Source organism: Pseudonocardia sp. EV170527-09 (assembly GCF_008369905.1).
Lineage (GTDB): Bacteria > Actinomycetota > Actinomycetes > Mycobacteriales > Pseudonocardiaceae > Pseudonocardia.
Map to the genome: position 1 here is coordinate 1 of NZ_VRMC01000017.1, position 19,184 is coordinate 19,184.

Consider the following 19,184-nt stretch of genomic DNA (forward strand, 5'->3'; position numbering starts at 1 on the left):
GAGCTATTTACACCGCGTCCACCGCCGATGCCGCTGCAGCCGCGCTGGATGATCTCGATGACGAGTGGGGGCGAGCCTATCCGGCGATGATACGTTTGTGGCGTAACGCCTGGACCGAGTTCGTGCCGTTCCTCGACTACGACATCGAGGTCCGGAGGGTGATCTGTACGACGAACGCGATCGAATCGTTGAACGCCCGCTACCGGCGAGCGGTCCGAGCGCGAGGGCATTTCCCCAGCGAGCAGGCCGCGATGAAATGTCTGTACCTTGTCACCCGCAGCCTCGACCCGACCGGACGAGGCCACACCCGATGGATGATGCGCTGGAAGCCAGTCCTCAACGCCTTCGCCATCACTTTCGGTGACCGCTGGCCGGGCGCCGAGCACTACTGACAACATCGCCGGAACCACCGTTCTCGTTACAGACCCGAACGCGTCGACGCCGCCCTCGCGCACTACTTCCGGGTCCCCAACCTCGTCGCGCTGCGGGAGCTCGCGCTGCTGTGGATCGCCGACGAGGTGGACGTGGTGCTGCGCCGCTACCGCACCGAGCAGCAGGTGTCCGACGTGTGGGAGACCCGCGAACGGGTGGTGGTCGCGCTGACCGGCGGCCGGGAGTCCGAGACCGTGCTGCGCCGCGCCGCCCGGATCGCGAAACGCTCCGGCGGCGCCGACCTGATGGCGGTGCACGTGCTGCGCGGCGACGGCCTCGCCGCCACCGGTGTCGGGGCCGCGGACCGGGTCCGGCGGATGGCCGAGGGGGTCGGCGCGAGCTTCCACACCGTCGTCGGGGAGTCCGTCGACGACGCCCTGCTCGACTTCGCCCGCGGGGCCAACGCCACCCAGCTGGTGCTGGGCACCTCCCGGCGCTCCCGGCTGGCCCGGGTCTTCGCCCCCGGCATCGGGGCGCGGGTGGTCCAGGAGTCCGGACCGATCGACGTGCACATGGTCACCCACTCCGCCGCCGGGCGGGCCCTGCGGCTGCCGAGGCTGCGCAACGGGCTGCCGGCGGGGCGCCAGGCGCTCGGCTGGGTGACCGCCGTGCTCGCCCCGGCGGCGGCGACCGTGATCGGGATCGCGCTGACCGACTGGGTGGACCTGTCCACCGACGTCGTCCTCTACTTCCTCGCGACCGTGCTCGCCGCGCTGGCGGGCGGGCTCGGTCCGGCGCTGCTCGCCGCGCTGCTCGGTGGGCTGCTGCTGAACTTCTTCCTGTCCTCGCCGCTGTACTCGCTCGCGATCGCCAACCCCGGCAACGTCATCACCGTGTCCACGATGCTGCTGGTGGGGGTGCTGGTGGCGCTCGTCGTCGACCGGGCGGCCCGGCGCGCGGAGCAGGCGGTGCGGGCCCGGGCCGAGGCGGCGCTGCTCGCGTCGTTCGCGCGGACCGTGCTGACCCGGTCCGACCCGCTGCCGCGGCTGCTGGACCGGGTCCGCGAGACCTGGGCACTGCAGTCGGTGGCCCTGCTCGAGCAGGGCGAGGACCGGGTGTGGCGCCGGGTGGCGTGCACCGGCGACGCCGGGGCGTGCGACCGGCCGGAGAAGGCCGACGTGGACGTCGTCGTCGACGAGGGTCTGCACCTGGTCGGGACCGGCCGGGCCCTGCCCGCTGCCGACCGCAGGCTGCTGGAGGTCGTCGGTGGGCAGGCGCTGCTGGCGCTGCGCGGGCAGCGTGCCGAGGCGGGCGCCGCCGACGCCGAGCGCCGCGCGGCCGCCAACGAGACCCGGGGCGCGCTGCTCTCCGCCGTCGGACACGACCTGTGCAGCCCGCTGACCTCGATCAAGGCCGCCGCGGGCAGCCTGCGCGACGAGCACCTCCCGCTCGGGCCCGACGACCGCGCCGAGCTGCTGGCGACCGTCGAGGAGTCCGCGGACCGGCTCACCGGCCTGGTGGACAACCTGCTCGACTCCTCCCGGCTCGCCGCGGGCGCGGTGACCCCGCTGCTCGCCCCGGTCGGCTACGACGAGGTGGCCGCCACCGCGCTGCTCGGCCTGGAGGGCGCCGACCGGGTCCGGGTCGAGATCGACGAGGACCTGCCCGACGTGCTCGCCGACGCGGGCCTGCTCGACCGGGTGCTCGCCAACGTCGTCGACAACGCGCTGCGGCACGGCGGGACGGAGGTGGTCCTGCGCGCCAGCGCCTACTCCGACCGGGTCGAGCTGCGCGTCGTCGACCGGGGCCGCGGAGTCGCCCCGCGCGAACGCGACGCGCTGTTCGCCGCCTTCCAGCGCCTCGGCGACCGCGACGCGACGTCCGGGCTCGGCCTGGGCCTGTCGGTGGCGCAGGGGCTGACCGTGGTGATGGGCGGCGAGCTGACCGCGGAGGACACCCCGGGCGGCGGTCCCACCGTGGTCATCTCGCTGCCCGCCGCGCCGGTGGGGGCGGCCCGATGAGCGGGGGCGGGAACGGGGTGCGGGTGCTGGTCGTCGACGACGACCCGCAGATCCTGCGGGCCCTGCGGATCAATCTGACCGCGCACGGCTACACGGTGCTCGTCGCCGCGGACGGCTCGGCGGCGCTGCGGGTGGCCGCGGACGGGCACCCGGACGTCGTCGTGCTCGACCTGGGGCTGCCCGACCTCGACGGCACCGAGGTCGTCGAGGGGCTGCGCGGCTGGAGCACGGTGCCGGTGATCGTGCTGTCCGCGCGCACCGACTCCACCGACAAGGTGCGGGCGCTCGACGCCGGCGCCGACGACTACGTCACCAAGCCGTTCGGGATGGCGGAGCTGCTGGCCCGGCTGCGGGCCGCCGTGCGCCGCGCCGCGGTGTCGTCCGTCGACGGTGAGGCCGTGGTGACCACCGCGGACTTCACCGTCGACCTGGCGGCCAAGACGGTCGTGCGCGCCGACGGCGCCGAGGTGCACCTGACCCCGACCGAATGGGGGATCCTGGAGCTGCTGGTGCGCCACCGCGGGAAGCTCGTCGAGCAGAAGCGGCTGCTGCGCGAGGTCTGGGGGCCGCAGTACGGCACCGAGACCCACTACCTGCGGGTCTACCTCGCCCAGCTGCGGCGCAAGCTGGAGCCGGTGCCGTCGCGGCCGAAGTACCTGATCACCGAGGCGGGGATGGGGTACCGGTTCGACGGCTGAGGCGGCGTGTCCCTCAGCGGCCGAAGTCCTGGGTCCAGTAGCCGTCGGCCAGCCCGACGCCGATCGTGGTCAGCGAGCAGTCGAGGATGTTCTTCCGGTGCCCGGGGGACTCCATCCAGTCCGCGACCACGGTCGCCGCGTCCGGCTGTCCCATCGCGATGTTCTCCGCGCCGGGGGAGGCGTAGCCCGCCGCGGTGATGCGGTCGGCGAAGTCGCGCCCGTCGCGGCTGTCGTGGGCGAAGTAGCCCTGGGCCGCCATGTCCTCGCTGTGGCCCTGGGCGGCCGCGCTGATCCGCGGGTCGGCCCGCAGCGCACCGCATCCTGCGGCGGCCCGCTCGGCGTTGGTCAGCGCGACGACCCGGGCGAGCTCACCGGACAGCCCGGCCACGACACCCGTCGCCGACGGGGCCGCCGAGCGGGCCGCGGGGGCCCGTCCGGTGGCGGGGCCGGTCGTCCTCGCGGCGGCGGCGGTGGCCGCGGCCTCGTGCGCGGCGAGCGCGTCGAGTGCGGTGCGGACGGAGGAGCCCGGGGCGGCCGGGGCCGCGGCGAGCGCGCCGCGGACGAGCGCGGCGCCGTCGACGGGGGCGCCGTCGACCGTGGGGCGTGCACCGGTGCCGGTCGGGGCCGTCGTCGCGTACGCGGCACCGACCGCCCGGAGGGGCACGGTGTCGGACGCCCGTCCACCGGCCCGTTCGGCGTCGGTCCAGCCCGCCGCGGTGAGCGCCGGTGCGGCGAGCGGGGCGGCCATGGCCAGCACGGCGCCGGCCCCCACCCCACCGAGCACGGCGCTCGCGGCGCGCGGTGTGCGTCGTCGGGTCACAGCCGGTAACGTATCAGCACTGTGAGTGGCAACACAGATTCGACCGTTCGGCTGATCGCATGGGTCCAGGGGGAGGTACAGGGCGTCGGTTTCCGCTGGTGGACGCGGTCGCGGGCACTCGAGCTCGGCCTGGTCGGCCAGGCCCGCAACCTGTCCGACGGCCGGGTCGCGGTGACCGCGGAGGGTGACCGCGCCTCCTGTGAGCGCCTGCTGGAGCTGCTGCGCGGCGGGGACACCCCGGGACGGGTGACGTCGGTGTCGGAGCAGTGGGCTGAGCCGTCCGGCGCATTCTCCGGGTTCGTCGAGGCCTGACCGCTCAGTTCTGTCGGTGCCGGGGTCTACACCTGTGCCCACACCGATTCCCGGAGGTCCCGATGCCCGTCCAGATGACCCCGTACCTGCACTTCGACGGCCGTGCGCGCGAGGCGATGGAGTTCTACCGCTCCGTGCTGGGCGGCGAGCTGCAGGTCATGACCTTCGGTGACATGGGGGCCGAGGGCCCCGTCCCGCCGCCGCAGGGTGTGATGCACTCCTACCTCGGCACCCCCGACGGGTTCGCCCTGATGGCGTCCGACGGTGACCCGCAGCGCCCGACCGGGGCACCCTCGGGCATCTCGGTCAGCCTCTCCGGCGACGAGCCGGAGAAGCTGCGCGGCTTCTTCGCCGGGCTCGCCGAGGGCGGCGTCGTCGACGTCCCGATGGAGAAGCAGATGTGGGGCGACGAGTTCGGCCAGCTCACCGACCGGTTCGGGGTCCGCTGGCTGGTCAACGCCTCGGCACCGCCCGCCTGAGGTCCCCCGCTACCCTGTGGGCCCCCGCGCACCTGGAGATCCCCGCTCGTGCACCTGAAGACGCTGACGATGAAGGGCTTCAAGTCCTTCGCCTCGGCCACCACGCTGCGCCTGGAACCGGGGATCACCTGCGTCGTCGGGCCGAACGGCTCGGGCAAGTCCAACGTCGTCGACGCGATCAGCTGGGTGCTCGGCGAGCAGGGCGCCAAGGCGCTGCGCGGCGGCAAGATGGAGGACGTGATCTTCGCCGGCACGTCCGGCCGCGCGGCGCTGGGCCGTGCCGAGGTCACCCTCACCATCGACAACTCCGACGGCGCCCTGCCGATCGACTACTCCGAGGTCTCGGTGACCCGGCGGATGTTCCGCGACGGCGCCGGCGAGTACGAGATCAACGGTTCCCGCGCCCGGCTGCTCGACGTGCAGGAGCTGCTCAGCGACTCCGGCATCGGCCGGGAGATGCACGTCATCGTCGGACAGGGCCAGCTCGACGGGGTGCTGCAGTCCAAGCCGGAGGACCGCCGCTCCTACATCGAGGAGGCGGCCGGGGTCCTCAAGCACCGCAAGCGCAAGGAGAAGGCGCTCCGCAAGCTCGACGCGATGCAGGCCAACCTCACCCGGCTCACCGACCTCACCGCCGAGCTGCGCCGCCAGCTCAAGCCGCTGGGCCGGCAGGCCGAGATCGCCCGCCGCGCCCAGGCCGTGCAGACCGAGCTGCGCGACGCGCGGCTCCGCCTGGCCGCCGACGACTACGTGACCCTGTCCGAGGAGACCCAGCGCGAGGAGGCGTCCCAGGAGCAGGCCCGGCGTCGCCGCGCCGAGGTCGAGGAGCAGCTCGACGTCGCCCGCGAGCGCCAGGACGAGCTGGAGACCGCGCTCGCCGCGGACGCGCCGCGGCTGCAGCTCGCGCAGGACACCTGGTACCAGCTCTCCGCGCTGGCCGAGCGGCTGCGCGGCACCGTGCGCCTCGCCGAGGAACGCGTTCGCCACCTCACCTCCTCGGCCGAGGCCGGGCGCACCCCCGGCCGGGACCCGGACGAGACCGAGGCCGAGGCCGACGCGATCGCCGAGCAGGAGGAGGAGCTGGTGGCCGCTGTCGCCGAGGCCCGGCGCCGGCTCGACGAGGTCGTCACCGAGAAGGCCGAGCGCGAGCGGACCCTCGCCGCCGCCGAACGCGAGCACCTGGCCGCCGTGCGCGCCATCGCCGACCGTCGTGCCGGGATCGCCACCCTCGCCGGGAAGGCCGATGCGCTGCGCTCCGGCGTCGCCGCGACCGCCGAGGAGATCGAGCGGCTGTCCGAGGCGCTCGCCGAGGCGGGCGCCCGCACCGCCGAGGCCGAGGCGGAGCTGGAGACCGCGCGGGAGTCCCTCGACGTCTCCGGGGACGCGGCCGACACCGACGCGCTGGCCACGCGGGTCGAGCAGGCCGAGGCCGCGCACCGCAGCGCCGCCGAGCGGGTCGCCGAGCTGGTCGCCGCCGAACGCGACGCCGAGCAGCGTCGCGCGCACTGGCGGGCCCGGGTCGACGCCCTGCAGGTCGGTCTGGTCCGCCGCGACGGCACCGGCGCCCTGCTGGACTCCGGCGCCGACGGCGTGCTCGGCGCCGTCGCCGAGCTCGTCGAGGTCGAGCCGTCGGGTCGGGCCGCGGTCGCCGCGGCGCTGGGCGAGCTCGCCGAGGGCGTCGCCGTCGCCTCCGTGGTGTCCGCGGCCGACGCGCTGCGGTCCCTGCGCCGGGGTGACTCCGGCTGGGCCGCGCTGCTCGTCGGCGCCGGGCCCGCCGGTGCCGACCGCTCCGCCGGGCGGGTGCCGGTCCCGGTCCCCGATGGCGACCCGCCCGCCGGGCGCTGGGCGGCCGCGCTGGTCACCGCACCGCCCGCGCTCGCCCCGGCGCTGGGGGAGCTGCTGGCCGGGGTGGTCGTCGTCGACGGTCTGGACGCAGCGGCCACCGCCGTGGGGGCCCGGCCGGGGCTGACCGCGGTCACGACCGAGGGGGACCTGCTCACCGCACACGCCGCGCGCGGCGGCACCGGCGCCGGGGAGGGCGCGCTGCAGCTGCAGGCCGCCGTCGACGACGCGCTGGCCGCACGCGACGCCGTCGACGCCGAGCTGGAGTCGCTGCGCCCCACCCTCGACGGCGCCCGCGCCGAGGAGGCCGCCCGCGGCACCGACCTGACCGCGGCCCGCGCCGCGGTCGCCGACGCCGACCGTCGCCGCGCGGCCGCCGCCGCCCAGCTCGGGCGGCTCGAACAGGTCGTCACCTCGGCCCGCGCCGAGGCCCAGCGGCTGCGCGAGCGCCGCGACGCCGTGGAGCGGCGGCGGTCGGACTCGCTGATCGAGCTGGAGGCCGCCGAGCACCAGCTGTCCCTGGCCTCCGACGCCCCGGTCGACGACGAGCCCGACACCGAGCTGCGCGACGAGGCCGCCGAGCGCGTGGAGGAGGTCCGCTCCGAGGAGGTCGAGTGCCGCCTCGCGCTGCGCACGGCCGAGGAGCGGGCCCGCGCCATCGCCGGGCGCGCGGAGACCCTGCGCCGCCAGGCGCACGGCGAGCGCGTCGCCCGGTCCCGGGCCGCCGCCGCGGCCGCGGAACGGGAGCGGGCCTCGGAGGTCGCCCGGCTCGTCGTCGACGCCGGGCACGTCGCCGCCGAGCGGATCGAACGCTCGCTGGCCGCCGCGGCCGCGGAGCGCGACGAGATCCAGGCCGCCCGCGCCGAACGGGAGCGTGCGCACGCCGAGGCCCGCGACACCACCACGAAGCTGACCGCGCTGCTGGAGAAGCTCACCGACACCGTCCACCGCGACGAGATGGTGCGCCAGCAGACCCGGATGCGGCTGGAGCAGCTGACCGAGAAGATCCTCGGCGACCACGGCATCGGCGTCGACGACCTCGTCGCCGAGTACGGGCCCGAGGTCCCGGTGCCGCCGTCGGCCGAGGAGACCGCCGAGTACGAGGCCGCCCGCGAGCGCGGCGAGCAGGTGTCCGCGCCGCCGCCGGTCCCGTTCGACCGGCCCACCCAGGAACGCCGCCTCAAGCGAGCCGAGAAGGACCTGTCGCTGCTGGGCAAGGTCAACCCGCTCGCGCTGGAGGAGTTCGCGGCGCTGGAGGAGCGCTACAAGTTCCTGTCCACCCAGCTCGAGGACCTCAAGAACACCCGGCGTGACCTGCTCACCGTCGTCCGCGAGGTCGACGACAAGATCCTCGAGGTCTTCACCACCGCCTACCACGACGTCGCCGCCGAGTTCGAGACCGTGTTCGCGACGCTGTTCCCCGGCGGCGACGGCCGGCTCGTGCTCACCGACCCCGACGACATGCTCACCACCGGCATCGAGGTCGAGGCCCGCCCGCCCGGCAAGAAGGTCAAGCGGCTGTCGCTGCTGTCCGGTGGGGAGCGCTCGCTCACCGCGATGGCGCTGCTCGTCGCGATCTTCCGCGCTCGTCCCTCGCCGTTCTACGTGCTCGACGAGATCGAGGCGGCCCTCGACGACGTCAACCTGCGCCGGCTCATCTCGCTGATGGAGGAGCTGCGCACGACCAGCCAGCTCATCGTCATCACCCACCAGAAGCCGACGATGGAGGTCGCCGACGCCCTCTACGGCGTCTCCATGCGTGGCGACGGCATCACCCAGGTCATCTCCCAGCGGCTGCGACCCGCCTCCTGACCGGCTGACCGGCCCGTCCTGCGCGCTGCCTCGGCCGGGCGTGGCAGGGTGGCGTCGTGACCACGCAGACCCTCTGGATCGTCGTCGCGATCGTCGTGGCGGTGTTGCTGATCGCCGTCGTCGCAGGGCTGGTGATCGCCCGCCGACGGCGCATCAGCCTGCGGTCCGACGAGCAGCAGCGCGAGCTCGGGACCGGTACGGACGAGCCACCGCGCACCGGCGGCGGCTACCAGGCCGGGAGCGGGTTCGCCTTCTCCTCCGGGACGGCCACCGCACCGGAGCGGCCGCGCGCCCGGAGACGACGGACCCGCAGGCTCCCGGCACACCCACCGAGGAGATCGCCCCGGCGGAGGGCCGGATCGGCCGGCTGCGCGGCAGGCTGTCCCGGTCGCGCTCCGGGCTCGGCCAGAGCCTTCTGGGCCTGCTCGGCGCGGGTGACCTCGACGAGGAGTCGTGGGAGGACGTCGAGGCCACCCTGCTGCAGGCCGACCTGGGGCCCGAGACGACCGCCGAGATCGTCGACGCGCTGCGCGAGCAGATCGCCACCCGTGGTGTCCGCACCGCCGAGCAGGCCCGCGCCGCCCTGCGTGACGTGCTCGTCGAGGCCCTCGGCACCGGCCAGGACCGCTCCGTCCACGCCCTGCCGCACGACGGGCGCCCCGCGGTGCTGCTGATCGTCGGGGTCAACGGCACCGGCAAGACCACCACGACCGGCAAGCTCGCCCGGGTGCTGGTCGCCGGGGGGCACCGGGTGACCCTGGGCGCGGCCGACACCTTCCGGGCCGCCGCCGCCGAGCAGCTCGTCACCTGGGGCGAGCGTTCCGGGGCGGGCGTCGTCCGCGGGCCCGAGGGCGCCGACCCGGCCTCGGTCGCCTTCGACGCCGTCACGCGCGGCACCGACGACGGCGTCGACGCCGTCCTGCTCGACACCGCGGGCCGGCTGCACACCAAGACCGGGCTGATGGACGAGCTCGGCAAGGTCAAGCGCGTCGTCGAGAAGCAGGCCCGGGTCGACGAGGTCCTGCTCGTCCTCGACGCCACCACCGGTCAGAACGGGCTGACCCAGGCCCGGGTGTTCGGCGAGGTCGTCGACGTCACCGGGGTGGTGCTCACCAAGCTCGACGGCACGGCCAAGGGCGGCATCGTGTTCCGCGTCCAGCGCGAGCTGGGCGTGCCGGTCAAGCTCGTCGGGCTCGGTGAGGGCCCCGACGACCTGGCCCCGTTCGAGCCCGCCGCGTTCGTCGAGGCGCTGCTCGACTGAGGTCGTGGCGCGGGCCGTCCCGTCCGTACGGCCCGCGCCGTGCGCCACGTCACGAACCGGACCATTCGGATGACCTTCGGTCCTCCGGATCCTGTTGAGTAACGCAACCGTCATCTTGCTCGGCGCCCTGTTAACCGGTACGAAACGGACAGGCGTCGAATGCGAAACACGCGATCATCATTCTTCCTCCCCAGTCAGTCAGATGGACGGACATGGGAGGAACAGTGCCTGCAGAGGCCCTCAGCGGCGGCGATACCGCCTGGATTCTGGCGAGCGCCGCGCTCGTACTGCTCATGACACCGGGGGTCGCGCTGTTCTACGGCGGCCAGGCCCGGTCCAAGAGCGTGCTGAACATGATGATGATGTGCTTCAGCTCGCTGGGCCTCGTCGGTGTTCTCTGGATCCTGTTCGGCTACTCGATGACCTTCGGCCCGGACCTCGGCGCCGGTCTGCTGGGCGACCCGTTCGCCTACTTCGGCCTCACCTCGATCCTGGCGAACGACCAGGCCACCGAGACGCTGCCGCAGCTGGCCTTCGTCAGCTTCCAGGCGATGTTCGCGATCCTGACGGTCGCGCTGATCGCCGGTGCCGCCGCCGACCGCATGAAGTTCGGCGCGTGGATGCTCTTCTCCGGCCTGTGGGCCGTCCTGGTGTACTTCCCGATCGCGCACTGGGTCTTCGACCTGGAGCAGGGCTGGATCGCCACCTCGCTGGGCGCGCTCGACTTCGCCGGTGGCACCGCCGTCCACATCAACGCCGGTATGGCAGCGCTGGTCCTCTGCATCATCCTGGGCAAGCGCCGCGGCTGGCCGCGTGAGGCCATGCGCCCGCACAACCTGACCATGGTCATGCTCGGTGCCGGTCTGCTCTGGTTCGGCTGGTTCGGCTTCAACGCCGGTTCCTCCGGTGCTGCCGACTGGGCCGCCGCCTACGCCTTCACCAACACCATCGCCGCGACCGCCGCCGCCATCCTGGGCTGGCTGCTGATCGAGAAGATCCGCTACGGCAAGGCCACCTCGCTCGGTGCCGCCTCCGGCATCGTCGCGGGTCTGGTCGCGATCACCCCGGCCTGTGCCTCGGTCTCGCCGCTGGGTGCGCTCGCCATCGGTGTGCTCGCCGGTGCGCTGTCGGCCTACGCGGTCGGCTGGAAGTACAAGCTGGGCTACGACGACTCGTTCGACGTCGTCGGCGTCCACCTCGTCGCCGGCCTCTGGGGTACCCTGGCCATCGGCTTCTTCGCCACCGACATCGCCCCCGACGAGACCAACGGCCTGTTCTACGGCGGCGGCGTCGACCAGCTCTGGCGCCAGGCCGTGGCCGCGCTCGCCACGCTGGTCTACTGCGGCATCGTGACCGCGATCATCGCGCTCATCGTCAAGGCCACCCTCGGTCTGCGCGTCGAGGACGAGGCCGAGCAGGCCGGTATCGACGAGGCGGAGCACGCCGAGACCGGCTACGAGTTCTCCGGCCTGCGCGGCGGCAGCGGTATCGGCTCCTCGCCGAAGCCCGCCACCGAGGCGAAGGCCACCCCCGCCGCGAAGCAGGAGGTCTGATCCGTGAAGCTCGTGACCGCCATCGTCAAGCCGTTCGTCCTCGAGGACGTCAAGGGCGCCCTGGAGCAGATCGGTGTCCTCGGTCTGACCATCAGCGAGGTCCAGGGCTACGGCCGCCAGAAGGGCCACACCGAGGTCTACCGGGGCGCGGAGTACTCGGTCGACTTCGTGCCGAAGGTCCGCGTCGAGGTCGTGGTCGACGACACGCTGCAGGACAAGGTCGTCGACGCGGTCGTCGAGGCCGCCCGCACCGGCAAGATCGGTGACGGCAAGGTCTGGGTGACCCCGGTCGAGACCGTGGTCCGCGTCCGCACCGGAGAACGCGGCGCCGACGCCATCTGATCGACGAACTCCTCGCGACGGCCCGTCGCGCTCCCTCCCCGGAGTGCGGCGGGCCGTCCGCCGTCCGGGCTCGAATCGGACATCACGACATGTATGCGGTCGACTACTCGAACGAACAGGAAGCGGGTGGCGCAGGGCGATGACGGTCCTGGGGTCGGGCGAAGCGGCGGACCTGGTCAAGGCGAAAGCGGTCCTCCTGGAATCCAACGGCCGGCACCACCACGGCCCGGAGGCGTTACGGGCCGCGCTGGTCGACCTGCACGACTTCTGGCTCTCCTCCCGGTGCGCCGCACTCGGGGTCGGCGGTGAGGGGAGCGGGACGGCGCTGGCGGCCGTCGGCGCGCTCGGTCGGCGCGAGCTCTGCCCCTGGTCCGACCTCGACCTCGTGCTCCTGCACGACGGCCGGACCGACGTCGACACGCTCGCCGAGAAGCTCTGGTACCCGCTCTGGGACGCCGGGATCGGCCTCGACCACTCGGTGCGCACGCCCGGCCAGGCCGTCCAGGTCGCGGCGACCGACCTGCGGGCGGCCTTCGGGCTGCTGGAGCTGCGGCACGTCGCCGGGGACGCGGCGCTCACCGGCAAGGTCCGCGACGCCGTCCGCACGGCCTGGCGGGCCGGGATGCGCAGCCGCTTCGACGAGATCGTCGACACCACCACCGACCGCTGGCAGCGCAACGGCGACGTCGCCCACCGCGTCGAGCCGGACCTGAAGAACGGCCACGGCGGCCTGCGGGACGTGCAGCTGCTCGACGCCCTGGCCACCGCCCAGCTCGTCGACCGGCCGGGGGCCGACGTCGTCGCCGCCCGGTCGCTGCTGCTGGACGTGCGCACCGAGCTGCACCGGCTGTCCGGGCGGGCCCGCGACGTCCTGCGGGCCCAGGAGGCCGACGAGATCGCCGCGACCCTCGACGTGGGTGACCGTTTCGACCTGGCCCGCGCCCTGTCCGGGGCGGCCCGCGCGGTCGCCTTCGCGACCGAGGTCGGGCTGCGCCAGGCCCGCAACGCGCTGCCCCGCCGGGGACTCGCCGCGCTCCGCCGCGCGCCGGTGCGCCGGCCGCTGGACTCCGGCGTCGTCGAGCACGCGGGGGAGGTCGGGCTCGCCCGCGACGCGTCGGCGACGAAGGACCCGGCCCTGGTCCTGCGGGTCGCCGCCACCGCCGCCCGCACCGGGCTGCCGATCTCGGCGGGCACCCTGTCCCGGCTCGCCGACACCGCCCCGGAGCTGCGCGCGCCGTGGCCGCGGACCGCGCTGGCCGAGCTGCTCGCCCTGCTCGGGACCGGCAAGGCGGCCGTCGAGGTGATCGAGTCGCTGGACCGCACCGGGCTGTGGGGACGGCTGTTCCCCGAGTGGGGCGCGGTCCGTGACCTGCCGCCGCGGGACCGCACGCACGTCTGGACGGTCGACCGTCATCTCGTCGAGGTCTGCGCCGAGGCCGCCCGGCTCACCACCCGGGTGGCGCGTCCGGACCTGTTGCTGGTCGGGGCGCTCCTGCACGACATCGGCAAGGGCCGGGGCGGCGACCACTCGGTGGTGGGGGAGTCGCTGGTCGGCCAGATCGGCGAACGGCTCGGTCTGCGCGAGGGCGACCTCGTGCTGCTCGCGGCGATGGTGCGCCACCACCTGCTGCTGCCGCACACCGCGACCCGGCGCGACCCGGAGGACCCGGCGACGGTGTCGCGGGTGCTGGACACGCTGCGCGAGGCGGTCGCCCCCGGCGGCCGGGGCGACACCGACGTGGCGCTGCTCGTCGAGCTGCTCGACGCCCTGGCCGAGGCGGACTCGCTGGGCACCGGGCCCGGCGTCTGGACCCCGTGGCGGCGGACCCTGATCCACGGGCTGGCCGGGCGCTGCCTGTCCGCGCTCGACGGCCGTCCGTTCGTCGAGCCCGGTCCACCGGATCCGGCCCACCACGAGATGGTCGAGGCGGTGGCAGAGGGGGGACCGCAGGTCCGCTTCACCGGCGACGGCGACGTCTCCTCGGTCACCGTCGCGCTGCCCGACGGGCGGGGGGTGCTCTCGGCCGTCGCCGGGGTGCTCGCCCTGCACTCGCTGCAGGTGCACACCGCCGACGTGACCGTGTCCGACGGGGTGACGGTCGAGACGTTCGCGGTGACCCCGCGGTTCGGTGGCCTGCCCGACCCGGCGCTGGTCCGGTCGGACCTGGTGCGGGTGCGTGCCGGATCCCTGGACCTGGCGCAGGCGCTGGCGCGCAAGGAACGCGACTACGCGCCGTCGACGCCGGAGGTGGAACGGATCGCCCCGCCCCGGGTGCTGTGGTTCGACGACGAGGCCACCGGGGCGGTCGTGCTGGAGCTGCGTGGCACCGACCGCATCGGGCTGCTCCACCACGTCACCGCCGCGCTCGAACGGGCCGGGGTGGACCTCGTCTGGGCCCGGGTCGAGACGCTCGGCGCCTCGGTCGTCGACTCCTTCGGCATCGGCGGGTCCCCGGACAGGGCGGCCCGCGCCGCCATCGAGTCCGCGGTCCTCACGGTCGCCGCCGGGCAGGGCGAGGCCCGAACCGCCACGTGACGCAGCACGGCGCGGCGCGGTGTGAACGGAACGATTCGGGCGACCGGGCCGTTTCACCACACATGACCACCGCCCGTGCCGTGCCGACCGGCGCCGTCCTGCCGACCCGCGACACCGAGCACCGCCCCCCCGACCCCGGTCCGCCCGGCGGCCCCGGCGCGGAGCCGCGCGTCGGCCCGGCGGCCGGGGCCCCGTCCGACGACGATCCGGCGGCGCCGCTGGTCGTCGTGCTGCCGGGGCGTTCGCTGCTGCTGGTCGCGGGCCTGCCGGGAGCGGGCAAGTCCACCCTGCTCGCCGGGCTCGACGCGCCGGCGGACACCCGGGTCCTCGACTCGGGGGCCACCCGGGCCACGCTGGCGCGGCTGCTCCCGGCCGCGACGCCGTATCCGGCGTACCGGTGGCTGACCCACCTGACCCACCGCGCGTCGGTGGTCACCGCGGTGCTCGGGCCCGCGGGCACCGTCGTCGTCCACCTGCCCGCGACCTCGCCGCGGGTACGGGCCGCGGTGCGGGCACTGGCCAGGCTCGGCCGCCGCGCACCGCACCTGCTGTGGCTCGACACCACCCCCGACCAGGCACTCGACGGCCAGCACGCCCGTGGACGGGTGGTCCGCTCGCGCCCGTTCGCGACGCATGCGCGGCGCGCCCGCGACACCGTCGACGCGCTGCGGGCGGGCACCGAGACCGGCTGGTCCTCGGTCCGCCGCACCGATCGCTCCGGTGCCCGTGGGGGACTGGCACTGGCCAAGTAGGCTGGTAAGGGTGTTCGACTCCCTCTCCGAGCGGCTCGGATCCACGCTGCGCGACCTGCGCGGCAAGGGCCGGCTCTCCGACGCCGACATCGACGCCACCGCGCGCGAGATCCGGATCGCGCTGCTGGAGGCGGACGTCGCCCTGCCGGTGGTCCGCGGTTTCATCGCGCGGATCAAGGAGCGGGCCAAGGGGACGGAGGTCTCCCAGGCCCTGAACCCGGCCCAGCAGGTCGTCAAGATCGTCAACGAGGAGCTCGTCGCGATCCTCGGCGGCGAGACGCGGCGGCTGAACCTGGCGAAGGAACCGCCGACGGTCATCATGCTGGCCGGTCTGCAGGGCGCCGGAAAGACGACCCTGGCCGGCAAGCTCGCCCGCTGGCTCCGGGGCCAGGGCCACACCCCGCTGCTCGTGGCGTGCGACCTGCAGCGTCCCAACGCGGTGAACCAGCTGCAGATCGTCGGTGAGCGCGCCGGCGTCCCGACCTATGCACCGCACCCCGGTGCCACCGGGTCCGGTGAGCTCCCCGAGGGCCCCGGCGACCCGGTCGGCGTCGCCCGCGACGGCATCGCCCACGCCCGCGACAAGCAGTACGACGTGGTCATCGTCGACACGGCGGGCCGCCTCGGCGTCGACGAGGAGCTGATGCGCCAGGCGTCCGACATCCGGGACGCGGTGCAGCCCGACGAGGTCCTGTTCGTCGTCGACGCGATGATCGGTCAGGACGCCGTGGCCACGGCCGAGGCGTTCCGCGACGGCGTCGGCTTCACCGGTGTCGTGCTGACCAAGCTCGACGGCGACGCCCGCGGTGGTGCCGCGCTGAGCGTCCGCGAGGTCACCGGTCAGCCGATCCTCTTCGCCTCCAACGGCGAGAAGCTCGAGGACTTCGACGTCTTCCACCCCGACCGGATGTCCTCGCGCATCCTCGGGATGGGTGACCTGCTCACCCTCATCGAGCAGGCCGAGCAGGTCTTCGACGCCGAGCAGTCCGCGGCCGCCGCCGCGAAGATCAGCTCCGGCGAGCTGTCCCTGGAGGACTTCCTCCAGCAGATGCTGCAGCTGCGCAAGATGGGGCCGATCGGCAACATCCTGAACATGCTCCCGGGGATGAACTCCGGGCAGGCGAAGGCCGCGCTGGAGCAGGTCGACGACCGTCAGATCGACCGCCTGCAGGCCATCATCCGCGGCATGACCCCCGCCGAGCGGGCGGACCCCAAGATCATCAACGCGTCGCGCCGCCAGCGCATCGCGAACGGGTCCGGCGTCTCCGTCTCCGACGTGAACGACCTGGTCAACCGCTTCTTCGAGGCCCGCAAGATGATGAAGCAGATGGCCGGCCAGTTCGGTTTCGGCGGTGGCGGGCGCAGCGCGACCAAGAAGGTCCCGAAGAACCCGCGCAAGGCCCGGCAGGCGAAGAAGGGCCGGCGCAGCGGCAACCCCGCGAACCGCGCCGCCGCCGGCGCGCCGGACCTGTCGAACCTCCCGCCGAGCCTCCAGCAGCTCCCGCCCGGGCTGGGCAACCTCGACCAGCTGCCGCCCGGGTTCGACCCGTCGAAGCTGAACTTCGGCAAGAAGAAGTAGCTAGGGTCGCCACCCATGACCGATCTCCCGGCCGTCGGGTGGCGGCTCCGCGGGACGCTGCTGGGCCCCGACGGTGCCGCGGGCACCGACCTGTACGTCGACGGCTCCGGGCGGATCAGCCCGGAGCCGCTGCCCGGCGCCCAGGACCTGGTCACCGACGGCTGGATCGTGCCCGGTCTGGTCGACGCGCACTGCCACGTCGGGCTCGGTCCGAACGGCCCGGTCACCGACCTGGAGGAGTGCGCGGCCCAGGCGCGCACCGACCGCGACGCGGGCACCCTGCTGCTGCGCGACTGCGGGTCCCCGGTCGACACCTCGCCGCTGCAGGCCCGCGACGACCTGCCCGAGATCATCCGCGCCGGGCGGCACGTCGCCCGACCCAAGCGCTACATCCCCGGCCTCGCCACCGAGCTCGACGACCCGCGTCTGCTGGTCGACGAGGTCCGGACCCAGGCGGCCCGCGGCGACGGCTGGGTGAAGCTCGTGGGGGACTGGATCGACCGTTCGGCGGGCCCCGACGACGCCGACCTCGCCCCGCTCTGGCCGGACGAGGTACTGGCCGAGGCGATCACCGCGGCGCACGAGGTCGGCGCCCGCGTCACCGCGCACGTCTTCGGCACCGCGGCGCTGCCCGGGCTGATCCGGGCCGGGATCGACTGCATCGAGCACGGCACCGGGCTCTCCGACGAGCTCATCGACGAGATGGCCGCCCGCGGCACCGCCCTGGTGCCGACACTGATCAACGTCGAGACCTTCCCCGGCATCGCCGAGAAGGCGACGAAGTATCCCCGCTATGCCGGCCACATGCGTGACCTGCACGCCCACGCCTGGGAGACGGTCGGACGCGCGATCGAGGCCGGGGTCCCGGTCTACGCGGGCACCGACGCCGGCGGCGGCATCCGGCACGGCCGGATCGCCGACGAGATCGCCGAGCTCGCCCGCGCCGGGCACCCGGACCCGATCGGGGCGGCGAGCTGGGCGGCGCGGTCCTGGCTGGGCCGCCCGGCCGGTCCGGCGCCCGGTGCGCCGGCCGACCTGGTCGTGTACGACCGCGACCCGCGGGGGGATCTCGGCGTGCTGCGGGCCCCGTCGGTGGTCCTGGTCCGCGGACGTCGGGTATCAACGGGGGCATGAGCAGTTCGCCCGGTTCGCCGCGGGGACCACGCGGAGCCTCCGCCGACGACCCGGACGGCTCCAGCCCGTCCGGGGCCGCGGCACCGTCGCCCACCGGATCGTCGCCCGCCGGATCGTCGTCGCCCGCCGGACCACCGCCCACCGGGTGGCCGGGCGGGTCCGGGCCGTACGGCGCAGGCGGGCCCGGCTCGTACGGCGCGGGGGGTTCGACGCCCTACGGCGCGGGTGGGCCGGCGCCCTGGGGCCCGGGTGGACCCGGGCAGCACGGCCCGGGCGCGCCGTACGGGCCGCCGCCGCGGCGCGGGCTGTTCGGGATCGAGCCGTCCCCGCCCCCGCCGCGTCCGTTCCGCGGGCTGCTCGCGTTCCTCGTGGTCGAGATCGTGTTCCTGGGCTCGTCGTTCCTGCTGGCCGTGGGCCTGGGGGAGGTCGACTCGGCACAGGAGGTCCTGCTCGCGATCGTCGTCCCGACGATCCTGGCCGCGCTCACCTGCGTCGTCTGGACCCGGGTGTTCGGCAGCGGCCCCGTCGCCGACCTGGGCCTGCAGTTCCGCTGGGAGGACGTCGGCATCGGGCTGCTGATCGGCGTCGCCGGGCTGTTCGTGACGATCCCCGCCGCGCTGGCCTACCTCTACCTGGTCGGCCCGGACCTCACGACCTCGGTCAACGTCGCCTTCGAGGGCATCCGCACGACGTGGCCGGTCGCGCTGGCCGTGATGGTCGGCGTCGTCGTGGTCGCGCCGGTCTGCGAGGAGATCGTCTACCGCGGCCTGCTGTGGAACGCCGTCGCCCACTGGATCGGCAACCGCTGGGTCGTGTTCGTGCTGACCACGGCGGTGTTCGCCCTGGCCCACCTGGAGTTCCTGCGTGCGCCGCTGCTGTTCGTCGTCGCGCTGCCGCTGGGGATCGCACGGCTGCTGACCGGCCGCGTCACCGCCGGGATCGTGGCGCACGCGGTCAACAACTTCCTGCCCGGGCTGGCCCTGGCCCTCATGCTGGTCGGGGCCTTTCCCGCGGTCTGAACGACGTCTGGCAGAATGGCCGATCGGGTCCGTGGCCGGCCCTCTACCTGCCACGGCCGACACCTACGAGTGAGCGAGCCCGTAACCCCACGCGAGGCAGGCTGACTCATCGCAGCACGAATCGACATTCGCGAGGAGCACCACAGCGTGGCCGTCAAGATCAAGCTGATGCGTCTGGGCAAGATCCGTCAGCCGTACTACCGCGTCGTCGTCGCGGACTCCCGTACGCGCCGCAACGGCCGGGCCATCGAGACGATCGGCAAGTACCACCCGAAGAACGAGCCGAGCCTGATCGAGATCGACTCGGACCGTGCGCAGTACTGGCTGGGCGTCGGCGCGCAGCCGACCGAGTCGGTGCAGAACCTGCTCGAGATCACCGGCGACTGGCAGAAGTTCAAGGGCCTGCCGGGCACCGAGGGCACCCTGAAGCCGCAGGCCGAGAAGGTCGACAAGCTGGCCCGCTTCAACGAGGCGCTGGCTGCGGCGAACGAGGAGCCGACCACCGCGGCGACCACCCCGAAGAAGAAGGGTGGCGACCGCGCCGGCAAGACCGCTGACGCCGCCCCGGCCGAGGCCGCGACGAAGAGCGACGACGTCGCCGACGCGACCAAGGACGCGGCCGCGCCGGCCACCGAGTCGACTCAGTCGTGAC

The 19,184-nt window shown here is 74.3% G+C and carries 15 protein-coding genes and 1 pseudogene; 15 read left to right on the forward strand and 1 reads right to left on the reverse strand.

The window, feature by feature from the left end; translation table 11 throughout:
• The 3 genes from FVA95_RS07210 to FVA95_RS07220 all read left to right on the forward strand — a co-directional run.
• The coding region (locus tag FVA95_RS07210; RefSeq protein ID WP_193564271.1) for a transposase at positions 1-392 on the forward strand (392 nt) is incomplete at its 5' end.
• 126 nt (positions 393-518) lie between these two features.
• Positions 519-2,393, forward strand: coding sequence for a DUF4118 domain-containing protein (locus FVA95_RS07215; RefSeq protein WP_240051325.1), 1,875 nt, complete (start codon positions 519-521; stop codon positions 2,391-2,393).
• Complete coding sequence (locus FVA95_RS07220) at positions 2,390-3,091, forward strand: response regulator (RefSeq protein WP_043275999.1); 702 nt, start codon at positions 2,390-2,392, stop codon at positions 3,089-3,091. Before FVA95_RS07215 ends, FVA95_RS07220 begins: the two co-directional genes overlap by 4 nt.
• Positions 3,092-3,104: 13 nt before the next feature.
• Here FVA95_RS07220 and FVA95_RS07225 read toward each other — a convergent pair whose 3' ends face one another.
• A complete protein-coding gene (locus tag FVA95_RS07225) occupies positions 3,105-3,911 on the reverse strand; it encodes a CAP domain-containing protein (protein WP_240051326.1) in 807 nt (268 codons plus the stop codon).
• 21 nt (positions 3,912-3,932) lie between these two features.
• On the opposite strand from FVA95_RS07225, the gene FVA95_RS07230 reads away from it, so the two are divergent.
• From FVA95_RS07230 to rpsP, 12 genes and pseudogenes are all read left to right on the forward strand, one after another.
• The gene (locus tag FVA95_RS07230) at positions 3,933-4,223 is read left to right on the forward strand and encodes an acylphosphatase (protein ID WP_149663508.1); all 291 of its coding nucleotides are present in this window, start codon (positions 3,933-3,935) and stop codon (positions 4,221-4,223) included.
• A 62-nt stretch (positions 4,224-4,285) separates the two neighbouring features.
• Positions 4,286-4,702, forward strand: coding sequence for a VOC family protein (locus FVA95_RS07235; protein ID WP_149663509.1), 417 nt, complete (start codon positions 4,286-4,288; stop codon positions 4,700-4,702).
• A 48-nt stretch (positions 4,703-4,750) separates the two neighbouring features.
• Entirely contained in the window at positions 4,751-8,356 is a 3,606-nt protein-coding gene (smc, locus tag FVA95_RS07240; RefSeq protein WP_149663510.1) for a chromosome segregation protein SMC, read from the forward strand.
• Positions 8,357-8,412: 56 nt separating this feature from the next.
• Positions 8,413-9,617 (forward strand): annotated as a pseudogene (ftsY, locus tag FVA95_RS07245) (signal recognition particle-docking protein FtsY).
• A 224-nt stretch (positions 9,618-9,841) separates the two neighbouring features.
• Entirely contained in the window at positions 9,842-11,170 is a 1,329-nt protein-coding gene (locus FVA95_RS07250; RefSeq protein ID WP_255474620.1) for an ammonium transporter, read from the forward strand.
• Positions 11,171-11,173: 3 nt separating this feature from the next.
• A complete protein-coding gene (locus FVA95_RS07255; protein WP_020624117.1) occupies positions 11,174-11,512 on the forward strand; it encodes a P-II family nitrogen regulator in 339 nt (112 codons plus the stop codon).
• Positions 11,513-11,651: 139 nt separating this feature from the next.
• Positions 11,652-14,048, forward strand: a complete 2,397-nt coding sequence (locus FVA95_RS07260; RefSeq protein WP_149663512.1) for a [protein-PII] uridylyltransferase — start codon at positions 11,652-11,654, stop codon at positions 14,046-14,048.
• 62 nt (positions 14,049-14,110) lie between these two features.
• Entirely contained in the window at positions 14,111-14,800 is a 690-nt protein-coding gene (locus FVA95_RS07265; protein ID WP_149663513.1) for an AAA family ATPase, read from the forward strand.
• Positions 14,801-14,810: 10 nt separating this feature from the next.
• Positions 14,811-16,379 (forward strand): signal recognition particle protein, encoded by a 1,569-nt coding sequence (gene ffh, locus FVA95_RS07270; protein WP_149663514.1) that lies wholly within the window; start codon positions 14,811-14,813, stop codon positions 16,377-16,379.
• Positions 16,380-16,394: 15 nt separating this feature from the next.
• Entirely contained in the window at positions 16,395-17,513 is a 1,119-nt protein-coding gene (locus tag FVA95_RS07275) for an amidohydrolase family protein (RefSeq protein WP_164514839.1), read from the forward strand.
• Entirely contained in the window at positions 17,510-18,532 is a 1,023-nt protein-coding gene (locus tag FVA95_RS07280) for a CPBP family intramembrane glutamic endopeptidase (RefSeq protein WP_205015783.1), read from the forward strand. Before FVA95_RS07275 ends, FVA95_RS07280 begins: the two co-directional genes overlap by 4 nt.
• Positions 18,533-18,679: 147 nt before the next feature.
• Entirely contained in the window at positions 18,680-19,183 is a 504-nt protein-coding gene (gene rpsP, locus FVA95_RS07285) for a 30S ribosomal protein S16 (protein WP_020625230.1), read from the forward strand.
• The last annotated feature ends 1 nt before the right edge of the window (position 19,184 follow it).